Genomic DNA, 14325 nt, shown 5'->3' with positions numbered 1-14325 from the left:
CTATGACAAAGCCGATTCTACCTAATTATACGCTTTCTTGTTCACTAAAAGTTCGTAATATTAAACCTAATTCACGAAGGAATACATAATTGTTAAACGATGCCTTGAATTCTAGAATGATAATATTGGAATTATATTACTTTTTCAAATCCAAAATCATTCTGGGAGGTTGTCATAATGATGCGTAGGCTTATTTACGTTCTTACGATCCTAGTAATCGTTCTAGGTTCCTGGTTGTTACTGCATAACCAAGAGAATAAGAGCGCTTTAGAAAAGGAAGGAAAAGAAGTGACTAACGTGATTACTACTGACAGTAGTACATCAGCGGCTAAAGTTACTGTCAATAACGGACAAATTTCGGTTCAGTACTTGACTCCCGCTTATAAGGTTACAGTGAAAGGAGATATTTTGTATGCGAGCAAGAAGAATGAGACAGATGCTGTAGAAACGCTGAAACTCGATCTGTACGAGCCGTCTGGCGATAATAACGAGAAGAGGCCTGTATTTATTTTCATTCACGGTGGTGGTTATACAGAAGGGAATAAGAACGATGCAGCAGATTTTTCTACGGGATTGGCGAAGCGAGGATATGCTGTATTGTCCGTTGATTATAGGCTGAAAAAAGATCCATTTACTAATTTCAGCCGCACACTTAATGACGCTTATGAAGATATAACCGATGTGATTAAATGGATCAACGATAACGCAGAGATTTACGGGATGGATGCAAGCCGTATTGTTATCGGTGGTGATTCGGCGGGGGGACATCTAGCCATAAACTTTGTCAATCAATATGTATCACAGGATCCTTCCATCATTAAATCTGTATTTTCTATTGTTGATATTTATGGTGGTGATCTGACGAAAAGTGCGGACAGCAAGCTGCCGCCGGTCCTCATCATTCATGGAACGATAGACAAACTGGTGCCGTACCAGCAAAGTGTTGACTTGGCCGAACAGCTGAAAGAGAAGGGGGTGTATCATAATCTACTCACCATGGAAGGTGTCGGACATGACTACAAGAATGATAAATACATCGATGAAATTATGGAGACGACAACACATTTTCTATGGAATGTCATGAATAGTTCTGATCTTGCAAAGCTGCCAGAGAATTCCGGAATTTCGATTGCTTCCGGCGATGCCTTTGATATTAAGCTGCCTGAGGTCTATCGCATTCCTGCGAAGGAGTCGATGAACATCGATTTGCCTGAGGGCTGGATACTTCGTGAGCAGGAGGAGAAAGAAGACAGACTTCGGATACAGGTTCCGGAAGGCTTGGTGCGAGGAAATGATACACTGTTTGTCTCACGAGGCGAAGATCCTAAAACGGCAATGAGCTTCGCTGTCAATGTTAACGTAATCGACCCGCTGACGGTGAAATATGAGACATATTATGATGAAGCTGCCAAGGAATTAAAAACTCATATGGATGTTACTAATCAGTCTACGAACAATTTCAATGGTTCAGTGGAAGCCGATTATGAAACAGGACGTTCTACTCAGGGGACCTACAACGCCACTGTGGAGAATCTGGAATCAGGAAAGAGTGTGCGGTTAGAGATTCCTGAGCTTGCTAGAGGACAACGGACGCTTAAATCTTATAATGACATAGGTAATCTATTGCAGACGACGTTAGATTCCTTTAACGCACTGTTGTTGCCAAAACTCAGTAAGCCCGTTGAAATCAATGGTAACCTATCAGATTGGAGTGATCTGGCTCGCTTTGATGTGAAGGATATCAAAATCAATGGTTGGCGAGGTGAGCAGGATATCAGTGCGACCGGTTCCTTAGCTTGGGACGCGGATAACCTTTATCTAGGGGTAGAAGTTATAGATGACAAGCATGAACAGTCGGCATCAGGTGATGCTATTTGGAGTGGGGACAGCATTCAGATTGGGATTGGTATTGCAAACTCAGACGGAACGGTACCCTCGGAGTATCATGAACTAGGTGTGGCTCGGGGAAATGCAGGGAATTTACTCAAGTGGCGCTGGCTAACCCCAAGGGGATTCAATATAAATGATGCCCTAGAGCTAAAGTATGCGGTGAGTCGTTCAGATTCAACAACCAGCTATGAATTAGCCATACCCTGGCGTGAACTGAGCCATGACATTACGCAGGTGAAGCAAGGAATGAAGCTTAAGTTTTCGCTGTTGGTCAATGATAATGAAGGCGAGGGGCGTAGAGGCTGGCTGGAATACAATAGTGGCATAGGTTCTTCGAAGGATGTTAATGCCTTCGGGGATCTGTACCTGATGGATTAAGAAGATCTCATGAAACTATAAGTTTCTGTAACTATCGGGAAAACGGCAGAGATGCCGTTTTTTTATTTTATTATCGCTCAATGAACGAAAAGATAACAAATAAGTTTTGCATTGACACATCCAGATTTTTACATTATAATATGAATGAAAAAATAATTATTCATTCATGGAGATGCGGAAAGTGGAAGATAAAAAAACAAAGATTTATGATTGTGGGAAAGAGATATTTAGCAATAAAGGTTTTAAGGATACGAATGTCTCGGACATTACAAAAAAAGCTGGAATAGCTATAGGAACCTTTTACAATTATTATCCTTCTAAGGAAAAGCTTTTTATGGATATCTTTCTTGAAGAAAATGCGAAACTCAAAAAAAACTGTATGGAATCCCTTGACATGACCCAAAGCCCGGTGATTGTAATTCGGCAGATGATGGCACTCAATATGGAAGGCATATTATCCAACCCCATTTTAAAGGAATGGTATAACAAAAGTGTTTTTGGGAAAATCGAACAGCTTTATCGAGAAGAAACCGGCATTCAGGTGAACGATTTCTTATATGATAGCTTCCATGAAATTGTGCAGCAATGGCAAACCGAAGGCAAGATGCGAAGCGATATGGACAGCAAAATGATTATGATGGTCTTCGCCGCCATGATCAATGTGGAGACCCACAAGGAAGAAATAGGACTGGAGTTCTTTCCACAATTACTGGACCATATGATGGAACTAATCATGAAGGGTCTTACAGACTGCCCCAAATAGAACGAATGAGGCAGTTTTTTTATCCCTTAAAATGAATGAATATTATAATATTCATTCAAAAACTGAGAAGAGGGGCATGCGAATGAACATTGTTGTAAGTAGTAAAAGGAAGATCTCAATGTGGATGGTTATACTGATCATCTTCGTCGTGATTGTAGTCATCGTATGGGGAGGGATTCTCTTAAGTGCTCCAGGGAGGCGTGAAGTTCAGAAGCTTACTATCGACGTCATTGATTTCCAAAAGCTGCGTGATGGAACCTATGTGGGAGAATATATCGGCACAAAGGATCATTCCAGAGATACTAAGGTTCAGGCATCAATATCTGAGGGTCAAATTTTAGATATTAAAATACTCAAAGGCGCTATAGATAAAAATGGAAATCTGCTTAAAATGAAGGGGGGGATAAGCATTGGTGATTTGTTTAGACATGTGATTGAATCACAATCCCTTCAGGTAGACGTTATTAGTGGGGCAACGCTTACCTCTAAAGCACATCTTAAGGCACTAGAAAATGCACTGGAGCAAGCAAAGACGAAATAATTCGTTTCAGGAGGGCTAAGATGAACATTGCAGTCATATCGTATTCATTCACAGGCAACAATGATGCATTAGCTGGCAGTGTGGCTAAAGAACTGTCATCTGAATATTTTCAGATTTCTGAATCCAAGCAGCGGACATTGAGTTCCATTACAATGGATATGATTTTCAGCAGGATACCGTTGGTACAGCCATCACCTAATGTATTAGTAAAGTATGATTTGATCCTCTTTTTCGGGCCGATCTGGATGGGGCAAGTGGCCACACCACTCCGACCCTATTTAAAGCATTTGAAAACAAACCCGAACAAGTATGGTTTTATTTCAATCAGTGGCGGAGCGGACGGACCCAACTCGAAGGTACCAGGCGAACTCAGGAAAAGAACTGGGGCTGATCCCGTTGTATTTATAGATCTGTATATCGCCGACTTAATATCGACAAATCCTAAACCGACACGAAAAGCTACTTCTGCTTACAAGTTAGATCCTGGGGATATCAAACAATTAACCAGTATAGTAGTGAAGAAAATAATGGATGTGACTTAAGTAAGAGTTGACCCATAAATAAACGGCAGAGATGCCGTTTATTTATTTTCTCCTCAACTGGTAGGAATTTGTCTATTATTAAAGTGTCAGTTCAATTCACTAGATGGTATGATAGGAGCGGGAGGGAATTTAAAATGACCAATGAGATAACCAATGAGAACGAAGAAACATTAAACGAGAACGAGGAAATAACCAATGATCCAGAAATGTCTGAGGAGGATATGAATAAGCTGGTGATGGCTGTTCATCATAACGGTCTCGTAGCTTTGAGAGTGCACTTTCAAGACGTTGAAGGACAAGTGTTGAATATGGAGGCCTACGGCCCGGTTTTTGTTTTTCACGTAAAGTCTGAGTTAGACCATGTCTATTCTTGCGGCTTTTTTCTGCGTGAATTGATTGCAAGATTCCAATCGGGTAAGGATCCTGCAGCATGGATGGCTTCATTCTTTGTTGATCTGATGAAGATTGAGGGAGGCAAAACGCTTCCAAAACCGCCTTCAAGTGAAGAGGAAGCTAAAGCGATCATAGACAATGTATTAGTTCCGCAATGTATTAAAGAAATAACTGAAGAATTTGCGCCAGAGGATGTACATGTAGGTCTAGCTTGGAACGAAAAACTAGGTCCGGTCTTCGAGGCTGGTTTTCCAGCGATAAGCGATGGAAATAACGTGTGTGCGTTCCCACTGCATTTATTGTTAACGCACTTGCAATTAAATCGGGATCCTTCCGAGCTGCTTGTTCAAGGTATGTATAACATCCGCAAGGAACATGGGTTGGAGTAAAGCAGGCTCTGAGCCTTGGCCATCCATACAACAAAGAAACGGCAGAAGTGTCGTTTCTTTGTTATATTTTATGAGTTTTTACAAGTGGCTCGCTGTATCCATAGGAACTAAGGAGGTTTTCTAGTGAACATCAGAGCATTGTGTGAAGGGATTAAGCTTGATCCTGCTGCCAGACAGCAGGTTTATGAGTTTCAGATGAAAGAGGATGAATATCTAGTTTATAAACAACATTTTTATTTTGACAGATTTTCTTTTTTTGAATCCGTGAAACAATCGGTTGGCTATCGAAAGCTGCTATTATATTTATTTGTGAGATTCGCAGTAGATGCTTATGAAGAGTATCGTATCCGTAACATTGAGGATGAGATTTATTATGATACATTCTCGGATATTCAGATCTGGTGCATGCAGTGTATGCGTGATTACGGTGAATATGGTATTGAAGAATATAACTGGCTGCAAGAGCATGTTCAGCTTCGTTTATTTCGTTTAGGAAGAATGCAATTTCAACCTTTTGCGATGGACAGGGATTTAGTCGTTGATGGTTGTAAAATCTTTACTAATCAAATCGTGCTTAATGTGCATATTCCAGCTGGAGCGCCTTTATCAGTTCAAGGTGTAGAGGAATCCTTTCAGTTAGCCAGAGCTTTTTTCAGAGGTATATCGCCGGTATTTATTTGTCATTCATGGCTGCTTGATCCGGAATTAAGTGAGATCTTGAACCCGGAATCGAACATTATTCAGTTTCAAAGTCAGTTCAATATTTATGAGGTTGATAAGAGTTCGAAGGAAGCAGAGCAAAGAATATTTAATAAGCTAAGCGTGAACCCTCAAGAGTATGAAGAGAACACCCAACTGCAACGGAGCGCAAAAGCCTTTTTAATGGCAGGAGGTAAGCTAGGAAGTGGTTATGGGATTAAAGTACATAAGTAAGGTTGAAATCTTGGCATATTACGGTTAGAGAAGACGTACACTGCAAATGAAGTGATGCGTTAACCTGACTCTGGCTGTAATAGCTGGTATTGGGGATAACGTTTTGTTTTATCTAAAAACGAAACCGGTTTCAAATGTGCGAGCGCGCCGTGCAATGAAATCAATAAGATCAAAGAGGTGATTCCATTGGGCTGACTCCGAGCAGATATCGTCTTAAGCATTCCTGTGTCCTATAATTTTTTCATTTATTAGGAGGAGACGACGATGTTGAGAAAAGGAAAAATGCTAAGTCTATTTCTGCTGTTCACACTCATGATTGCTCTAGTGCCTACTGGCAATTCAAGTGCAGCCTCGAACTGGAATCTGGTATGGAGCGATGAATTTGACGGGAATTCTCTGAATACTGGTAATTGGTCCGCCGAAATCGGCACAGGGAGCGGTGGCTGGGGTAACAATGAACTTCAGTACTATACTAGTCGTCCGCAGAACCTGAAAGTTACGGGTGGAAATCTGGTTATTACAGCGCAAAAAGAATCCTACAATGGAATGAGTTACACCTCTGCACGGATCAAAACACAAGGACTTAAAAGCTTTACCTATGGGAAAATCGAAGCTAGAATCAAGGTGCCTTCAGGCCAAGGTCTCTGGCCAGCATTTTGGATGCTTGGATCAAATATTGATACAGTAGGTTGGCCTAAATCCGGTGAAACGGACATTATGGAACGAGTGAACAATAATGCTTTTGTTAATGGGACGGTACACTGGGATGCCAATGGGCATGCCGAGTATGGGCAGGTATCCGGAAATCTGGATTTCTCTCAATACCATGTGTATAGCGTTGAATGGGATGCGAATTATATCAAGTGGTTTGTAGATGACAACCAATTTAATGCTTTTTATATTGAGAATGGAACAGGCAATACGGAGGAGTTCCAAAAACCCTTCTTTATCCTGCTAAACCTTGCCGTTGGTGGGAATTGGCCTGGAAGTCCAAACGCTTCAACTGCTTTCCCGGCGCAAATGCTGGTTGATTATGTACGTGTGTATCAATCCGCGCCTACCTCAAGCATCGTTAGTGGTGGGATTTATACTTTAGCAGACAAGGCTAGTGGCAAGGTTCTGGACGTAGTGGATGTATCCACAGCAAGTGGGGCAAAGATGCAGCAATGGACTAATTACACAGCTAATAATCAGAAATTTAAGGTGGAAAGTACAGGAGATGGCTACTATAAGCTGACAGCAGTGCATAGTGGAAAAGTGTTGGATGTGCCAAATTCATCAACCGCCAGCGGCGTACAGTTGCAACAATGGGATGACAATGGTACCAACGCTCAGCGGTGGAGCATTGTAGATGTAGGGGGTGGCTACTACAAACTAATTTCTAAAGTGAGTGGATTAGCTATGGATGTAAACGGAGCCTCAACGGCAGATGGCGCAGCGGTTCAGCAGTGGACGGATAACGGAAGCGATGCTCAGAAATGGTTTTTTACTAAAGTGAACTAAAAGGATCTATTATACGATTATGTTCAAGAAAACGGCAGAGATGCCGTTTTTTATTTTTTCGCAGAATATAGATACACTTATCAGAAGGCATCATTTCATATTTTAATATTCCTCTATCTGATATACTGTGATTAATAGACTTGAATTCTAAAAAATGCTACTAAAATAGATTGAATTTATTGCATTACCCATAGCATTATACATATTCGGAGGGGTTATCATTGATTGTTGGAACGAAACTCCATATCCCTCGTGTTCGTAAATCTTTGGTCTCTCGCCCAAGGCTGATGCGTAAACTTAATGAAGGAATGGACTACAAGTTGACGCTTATTTCTGCTCAAGCCGGTTATGGCAAAACCACAGCATTAAGTGAATGGATTAGACATTGTGATATGCAAGTGGCTTGGGTTTCATTAGATATGCAGGATAACGATTGGGCTCAGTTTTGGAGTTATGTAACAGCCTCTATCCAGGAGAGTTGCCCTAAGTTTGGATCAACGGTTCAACCCCTTCTGATCAATGGGCCTTCTATGACTTTGGAGCCAGCGATAGTAGCGCTATTGAATGAGTTAAATAACTTAACAAATGAACTAATTATTATTCTTGATGATTATCATGTCATCGAAACCCCCACAATACATCAGTCTATGGCTTATCTACTTGAGCATTTACCTCCCCATATTCATCTATATGTAGTTAGTCGAACTGATTTGACCATACCTACTACCAGGCTTTTGGCAAAAGGTGAGTTACATCGAATCATCATGCAGGATCTGCGTTTTCAACTGGATGAGGGATTTGAATTTTTTCGGGATACAACCGATTTGCAATTAACCACAGATCAAATTACCGAGCTGTATGATCAGACCGAAGGGTGGATCAGCGGCCTGCAGCTGGCGGCGATCAGTCTCAAGCGAAGTGACAATATAGCTGTATCCATTCAGCAATTTAGAGGTCAACAGCAGCATATATCCGATTATTTGCTAGAAGAAGTATTTCATCATCTTCCGGATTCCGTACGCACTTTCTTACTGGAAACTTCTATTTTAAATCGGATGAATCATTCCTTATGTCAAGCTGTAACCGGTCAAATGAACTGCCAAGAGCAATTGGAGAGGTTAGTCCATTTGAATTTATTTGTTATTCCCTTAGATGATCAAAGGAATTGGTACAGGTATCATCATTTGCTTTCTGACTTCTTGCAGCAAATATTGTTCAGAACAGATCCGAATAAGTGGATGCAAGTACACACTCGAGCGGCAAATTGGCTGGAGGAGCATGGCTTTGCTGGAGAAGCAGTGGAGCATCATATAGAAGGGAAGAAGTTTGCAGATGCTGTTCGTTTAATCGAGAAGAATCTTCATACGTTGGTGCAATCGAAAAGCGTTGTTTTGATTCGCTGGGTGTCTGGTTTGCCGGAGAACTCTTTTGCAGAGAAGCCTATGATTGAATTGTTTTATATCTCTGTATTGCTGGGAGTTGGAGAATGGAAGACGGCATTTAAGAGAGTAGAGCAGGCTGAAATACGGTTTCTAGCGTTGCAGGGGAAAATGGATGATACCCAGTGGAATCAGATTATGGGCAATCTTTACTTTTTCTGTTCAGTCACCACTTATCTGCAAAAGGACCTTGAGCGAACGTCGGCATACTTTGAGCTCGTAGAGCAATTCGTGCCAGAAGGTAGTTTGTTTCAAACAATGGGGCGTAATCGTTATCAAGGGAATGATGTGTTTGATGATCACTTGGCACTTATTAATGATCTTCACGCAGCGGAAGCCTTCCTATTAAAATGGATTACAGTTTGGGAGAACAAACAGGAGTATCCTTTTGTTGGTTATTTGTATGCTTCTTATAGCAAATTGCTCTATGAATGGAATCGATTGGACGAAGCTGAACGGTATGCAAGTAAAGTCCTTGAACGTAAGGACATGCAGCCTTTCGCTCGAATATTGATTCACAATTACACTAGCGCTTCAAGGATTCAGCAAGCCAAAGGAGATCCAGCGCGTGCATCACAGCTGCTTACACAGTTGAAACTGCAAATTGACTCTCCTGACTATGATTTGTTTATGTTAGGTGTTGAAGCGGAGCAAGCTTGTTTATCTCTGCAGCAGGGTTCGATTCAAACAGCTCTGACATGGCTAAGGAAATGTGGGTTAACACCTACGGATAAAATTCCTATGAATCGAATCGCGGAGTATCTTGCTCTGGCAAAAGTGTTGGCAGCATGCGAACGTTCAGCGGAAGCCTTACAAGTATTGGATCAACTGAATCTGTTATTATCTAAGGAAAATCGTCTCCGAGATCAAATTAAGGTATGTATTGCGCAAAGTATGACGTTTGAGTCCATCGGCCGCACAGCGGAAGCTCATCTGCACTTGGAGACCGCACTACATCTAGCAGAGCCAGAAGGTTATATTCGGAGCTTTATGGATGAAGGTTCTAAGATGGAGGAACTGCTATCTACTTATCTGAAGATACAGATAGGTAGTCTAATTCGCAATCCAAAGGTTTCATTGTTCTATGTGAAGCAGTTGATCCAGGCTTTTAATGTAACCATGGAAGGCAAGCCATCTCTCAAAGAAATACTAACGGAACAGGAAATGAAAGTTCTACATTTAATCGCAAGTGGGCTGTCGAATAAAGAAATCGCCGACAAGCTATTTGTTACAGGTGAAACAGTGAAATTTCATATTAAAAATATGTATAGAAAGCTTGGAGTAAACAATCGTGTACAAGCGCTCCAATGTTTCAATACATTCATATAATAGGTATGAAGCCCCCTATAAGTAAGACTATCCTCCCCTTTTGGGGAGTTTTTTTTTGGAAAAGTTAGTCTTATAGTTAGGTAATTGCTGAGTATTCGACATACAAAGATATTTTGCAACAAGAAATTTTATGAAAAGAAGGTGTAGAAAAACGAAAAATGGCTGTAAAGGTTGGCAGTTTTATCGCACTTTGGAATTATTTTTACCTGTTTGTTAGGTACATTGGAGGAGAGTAAATATAGCTATGTTAATAAGAAAAATATTTGGTTCTACTGAAAGATGGCTGAAAGGATTTACGATTCGTTTATTAGTAGGATTGATGATATTTTCATCGTTCTCCTTTATATTTACAGGCGTTGTTTCTGCGCAAGATGGGAATACAGGACCTGATGGAAGCCCCGGATGGACCTATTGTGCCGACGAAGGAGAGGATAATACTTGCATAGTTCCAGGGAGGAAAGAAGTCCGTTATTGGGCTACTGGGGGGAATTATAACTATTATTCGAAAATTGTTACCGATAGTACGATATGTTCAAATGACGTAATGGGAGACCCTCAAGGCGGAGTAAGAAAGGCATGTTATTATCGTGACCTTCAGCTTGATAGCGGCGAATTGACTAAAGTCGTTAGTGAGCAGAACAAGACGTTAACGGTTACATTTAATGTGTATGCTAGACAGGCAGGCACAATAGAGGATTTGCGAGAAAAGATTACAGTGAAGAAAACAAGCGGCGGCGCTTATGCACCTCTTGACGTAGAGGACACCGTTACAAACGTAACCTATACAGATACAAGTAGTACGCTAGAAATTCATTTTAAAGACACTTTATTAGGGGATTCAAATGCACTGAAAATCGATGCGGGAGCATTTGTTGATATCTCAGATAACGCATATAGTCAGCCCATTGAGATTACAAATATTCAATTTACTCCGCCTGTTCTAACAGGGGATACGGATAATAACTACACCGATAAAGATATAACGATTACTTTTCCTGACGATTCTCTGTGGCGTGAAGCGATCACGGCGGTGTCAGATGGAGAGGCAGTATTAAGTAAAGAGACACAATACGCTGTTGATGCCGGTATGCTCACGATAAAAGCCGGTGTACTGATGACAAAAGGCAGTCATGACATTAGAGTGGCAGCGCTTGGTTATCCAGATGTGGTTGTAAGTCAACAGATGATCAAAAAGTATACGGGTAATGGGTCAGGTACAGAAAGTGAGCCCTATCTGATTCAGACTGCCGATCAACTGAGTGAAGTTAGAAACCATATGGAAAGTGGTACTTATTTCAAACTTATAGCAGACATCGATCTAGGAAGTTATACAAGCTGGACGCCGATCGGTGATAGTAGTGAAAGATTTAAAGCAAATATAGACGGCAACGGATATAAAATTACGAACCTGAGTATTCATAATAATTACAATTATTATGTGGGACTATTCGGGTATATAGATTTTGGAAGTACAGTTACAAATATGAGATTGGAAAACATCAACATCACAGGTGGTAGTACTTTTGTTGGTGCTATTACTGGAGTTAGTAGTGGAACCATTAACAATAGTTATGTTACTGGGTTATCTCTAAAAGGTAGTGGATATGTTGGAGGAGTGGTAGGATATAGCGAAAATGGATCCATCACTAATAGTTATGCGAATGGAGCATTGAATGGAGGTTATTATGTAGGCGGCTTGGTGGGGAGTGCTTACTTTGGAGTGGTAAGTAATAGCTATGCGTCAGGATCGGTAACCGGGACTGGTATTTATGGAATAAACGGCGTTGGCGGCTTGATTGGTTATTCTCTCTATACAAACATTAGCAACAGCTACGCGACTGGAACTGTGAAGCCTGGTCCTGGGACTGGTGAGGTTGGTGGTTTGATTGGTAGCTATTTCATGTATGGACCATTAGCGAATAGCTTCTATGACAAAGATACAGCACAGCAAGAGGATACAGGAAAAGGTGAACGAAGAACAACTGCAGAGATGCATACTAAGGCTAATTTCAGCGGTTGGAACTTCGATTCCACATGGTATATCACCCCGGATCAGTATCCTAGATTGTGGGCATTTACGGATTTATCTCCAGGGACTAAAGGCTGGACAACAAAGATTAATAATGTATCTAACGGGATGGAATATTCGCTTAACGATAGCAATTATATTCCAATAACAGACATTGATGCAGATAACATTGTTGTAGATGCGGGAGATCAAATTAAAGTCCGAGTAGCAGGAGATATAACAAGCACCAAAACATTGACAGTAGGTGTAGCAGATATTAAGGCCGGACCCACTTTAGGCAGCTTAACGGTGGGAACCACCGCGGGAACTACGAAGCTAATCAATGTAAGTGGAGCTATGGAATATAGAGTCAATTCGGGCTTGTATGAGGAAATTACCGATACAAGTGAGGATAATATTTCTGTCTATGCGGGCGATACGATTTTTGTTCGTCTTGCGGCAACTTCCTCAGAACCAGCGTCCTTCGACCAAAAATTAAAAGTTGGTTTAGCGCATATCAAATCAGCAGGAGCGCCAACTGGATTATTGGCGCCAGGAACGATTGGTGGCACGACAAAGCTAAGTGATGTTTCGGAAAAGATGGAATATAAGATCAATGAGAACCCGTATAAAGGGATTTCCGGTACGAGTGTTGATAACCTCATTGTTAATGAAAACGATACGATCTCAGTTCGTATAGCGGAAACAGCTAAACTACCTGCGTCTGAAGTACAAGAGCTGACCGTTGAATCAGATGTAATAAACCCAAAAAGTGCAGACGCGACCCTAAGCGGACTGACCTTTACCGATGTGACGCTCAGCCCTACATTTTCTAAGGATACATTGACGTATACAGCAGCTGTTGCTAATAGCGTAACGAATACGACAATCACAGCAACCAAAGGGAATAAGGATTCTGTGATCCTAGTGATAGATTTAGGTTCGAAGTCGCTGTCCGTTGGAGTAAATACCTTTATTGTTCATGTTACAGCTGAGGATGGTGTCACGAAGAAGGAATATACCGTGACGATAACTCGTGCGACAAGTTCAGACGCCTCTTTGAGTGCGCTGACGTTAAGTGGAGTGACACTCAGTCCTGTGTTTGCTAGCGGCACTTTGTCGTACACTGCTAATGTAGCAAACAATGTGACTAGTACAACTATTGGAGCAAGCACGAATAGTGGGGCTGCTATGGTTCCCGTAGCAGATCTAGGTTTGAAGCTGCTATCGGTAGGAGCGAATACATTCACTGTCCACGTCACCGCAGAGGATGGTATTACAAAGAAAGATTATAGCGTTACGGTAACAAGAGCGAAGAGTTCAGATGCCACACTCCGTGCCTTTACGTTAAGCGGAATAACACTAAGTCCAGCATTTGCTAGTGGAACATTAACGTACACAGCTAATGTAGCGAATGATGTGACAAGCACGACCGTTGGAGCAACTAAGAATGACGGAACCGCAACGGTTTCAGCAGGTGATCTAGGCTCGAAGACGTTATCGGTAGGAGCGAATATATTCACCGTTCACGTCACTGCAGAAGATGGAACAAAGAAGGACTATACCGTGACGGTAACCCGAGCGGCAAGTTCAAATGCCACGTTAAGCGACTTGTCCTTAAGTGGAGTGACACTGAGTCCAACCTTTGATGAGGATACTTTCACTTACGTATCCAGTGTAACGAATGATGTGAAGAGCACCATCGTGGCAGCAGCTACGAATGATGAAACTGCTACGATCTCAGCAGGTGATCTAGGCACGAAGACGTTATCGGTAGGAGCGAATATACTCACCGTTCACGTCACTGCAGAAGATGGAACAAAGAAGGACTATACCGTGACGGTAACCGGAGCGGCAAGTTCGGATGCCACATTAAGCGACTTATCCTTAAGCGGAGTAACACTGAGTCCAACCTTTACAAGTGGTGCACTGGCTTACACAGCCAATGTAGCTAATGATGTGAAGAGCACCATCGTGGCAGCAGCTACGAATGATGAAACTGCTACGATCTCAGCAGATGATCTTGGTTCGAAATCTCTGTCCGTTGGAAAAAACATAATTACGGTAACCGTAACAGCGGAAGATGGGATCACGAAGAAGGAATACACCGTTGAAGTAACCCGAGCGGCAAGTTCGGATGCCACATTAAGCGACTTATCCTTAAGCGGAGTAACACTGAGTCCAACCTTTACAAGTGGTGCACTGGCTTACACAGCC

The 14325-nt window shown here is 41.8% G+C and carries 9 protein-coding genes; all 9 read left to right on the top strand.

The annotated features are described in order from the left end of the window. Window positions 1–177: 177 nt before the first annotated feature. The gene (locus ACFWMP_RS05200; RefSeq protein WP_379422354.1) at window positions 178–2268 is read left to right on the top strand and encodes an alpha/beta hydrolase fold domain-containing protein; all 2091 of its coding nucleotides are present in this window, start codon (window positions 178–180) and stop codon (window positions 2266–2268) included. 181 nt (window positions 2269–2449) lie between these two features. Continuing rightward, complete coding sequence (locus ACFWMP_RS05195) at window positions 2450–3031, top strand: TetR/AcrR family transcriptional regulator (protein WP_340968529.1); 582 nt, start codon at window positions 2450–2452, stop codon at window positions 3029–3031. An 82-nt stretch (window positions 3032–3113) separates the two neighbouring features. Further along, on the top strand, window positions 3114–3572 hold the full coding sequence (locus ACFWMP_RS05190) for an FMN-binding protein (RefSeq protein WP_340968531.1): 459 nt from the start codon (window positions 3114–3116) through the stop codon (window positions 3570–3572). Window positions 3573–3592: 20 nt separating this feature from the next. Continuing rightward, entirely contained in the window at window positions 3593–4114 is a 522-nt protein-coding gene (locus ACFWMP_RS05185) for a flavodoxin family protein (protein ID WP_340968533.1), read from the top strand. A gap of 134 nt (window positions 4115–4248) precedes the next feature. Continuing rightward, a complete protein-coding gene (locus tag ACFWMP_RS05180; RefSeq protein ID WP_042186601.1) occupies window positions 4249–4896 on the top strand; it encodes a hypothetical protein in 648 nt (215 codons plus the stop codon). Window positions 4897–5019: 123 nt separating this feature from the next. Next, window positions 5020–5829 (top strand): acyltransferase domain-containing protein, encoded by an 810-nt coding sequence (locus tag ACFWMP_RS05175; RefSeq protein ID WP_379422350.1) that lies wholly within the window; start codon window positions 5020–5022, stop codon window positions 5827–5829. 264 nt (window positions 5830–6093) lie between these two features. After that, window positions 6094–7332, top strand: coding sequence for an RICIN domain-containing protein (locus ACFWMP_RS05170; protein WP_379422348.1), 1239 nt, complete (start codon window positions 6094–6096; stop codon window positions 7330–7332). Between the two features lie 287 nt (window positions 7333–7619). Beyond that, window positions 7620–10100, top strand: a complete 2481-nt coding sequence (locus tag ACFWMP_RS05165) for a winged helix-turn-helix domain-containing protein (protein WP_379422346.1) — start codon at window positions 7620–7622, stop codon at window positions 10098–10100. A 244-nt stretch (window positions 10101–10344) separates the two neighbouring features. Next, a partial coding sequence (locus ACFWMP_RS05160) for a cadherin-like beta sandwich domain-containing protein (protein ID WP_379422344.1) occupies window positions 10345–14325 on the top strand: 3981 nt, incomplete at its 3' end.

The sequence above is a fragment of the Paenibacillus sp. NPDC058367 genome (assembly GCF_042723305.1).
In the GTDB taxonomy this organism is placed as follows: Bacteria; Bacillota; Bacilli; order Paenibacillales; family Paenibacillaceae; genus Paenibacillus_AQ.
The sequence above is the reverse complement of the archived record's forward strand: the minus strand, read 5'-3'. Positions and strand labels throughout refer to the sequence as shown.

Bases quoted from the DNA above. Each gene is read 5' to 3' on its own strand.
- ACFWMP_RS05200 (WP_379422354.1), top strand. From the start codon at position 178: ATGATGCGTAGGCTTATTTACGTTCTTACGATCCTAGTAATCGTTCTA.
- ACFWMP_RS05190 (WP_340968531.1), top strand. From the start codon at position 3,114: ATGAACATTGTTGTAAGTAGTAAAAGGAAGATCTCAATGTGGATGGTT.
- ACFWMP_RS05185 (WP_340968533.1), top strand. From the start codon at position 3,593: ATGAACATTGCAGTCATATCGTATTCATTCACAGGCAACAATGATGCA.
- ACFWMP_RS05180 (WP_042186601.1), top strand. From the start codon at position 4,249: ATGACCAATGAGATAACCAATGAGAACGAAGAAACATTAAACGAGAAC.
- ACFWMP_RS05170 (WP_379422348.1), top strand. From the start codon at position 6,094: ATGTTGAGAAAAGGAAAAATGCTAAGTCTATTTCTGCTGTTCACACTC.
- ACFWMP_RS05165 (WP_379422346.1), top strand. From the start codon at position 7,620: ATGCGTAAACTTAATGAAGGAATGGACTACAAGTTGACGCTTATTTCT.